The sequence below is a fragment of the Methylobacterium sp. WL18 genome (genome assembly GCF_008040015.1).
Taxonomy (GTDB): Bacteria; Pseudomonadota; Alphaproteobacteria; order Rhizobiales; family Beijerinckiaceae; genus Methylobacterium; species Methylobacterium mesophilicum.
In genome coordinates, this window is the sequence record NZ_VRVD01001232.1 from 1 (window position 1) to 607 (window position 607).

A 607-nucleotide genomic window follows, 5' to 3' on the forward strand; every position below is an offset into this window, starting at 1 on the left:
TGCTACGGCTACGCCGATGCCGACGGCACCGCGGTGCCGTCGGCATCGGCGTAGCCGTAGCACACGTCGACCCGCGGCAGCGCGGCCAGCGCCCGGATGTCGAAGGGCGTGCCCGGCGCGTGCGCCCGCTCGGAGCGGCGGTAGTAGCGGACATGATCGCCGTCGACCTGGCCGAGCACGCCGAAATCCGGGGTGCGGAAGGTCTGCAGCCGGGCCACCGAGGTCTTGGTGACCTCGCGGGCCGCCTGGATCTCGTCGTTGAGCACCACCAGCACGCCGCGCCCCCGGGACGCGGGGCTGGCGGCGGTGCGGATCGCCGCCACGAGGTTGAGCTTGGCGTCGGTGGACAGCGCACTCATGGGCCGCTGCGAGCCGACCAGCACCACCGGCAGGTCGATCGTGAGCGTGAGGCTGAGCGCGTAGGCGGTCTCCTCCAGGGTGGCGGTGCCGTGCCCGATCACGATGCCAGCGAGGTCCGGATGCTCCCTGGCGGTCCGCTCGCACAGCAGGACGAGGTCGCGCCACGCGGCGAACCCGATGGCCGGGCTCGGAACCGCCTGGAACGGCACCGGGATTACGGTGGCGACCGCGGCCAGTTCCGGGACCG

1 protein-coding gene is annotated in these 607 nt (G+C 73.1%); it reads right to left on the minus strand.

The features are described from left to right. Positions 1-8: 8 nt before the first annotated feature. A partial coding sequence (locus tag FV228_RS32020) for an asparaginase domain-containing protein (RefSeq protein ID WP_246694118.1) occupies positions 9-607 on the minus strand: 599 nt, incomplete at its 5' end.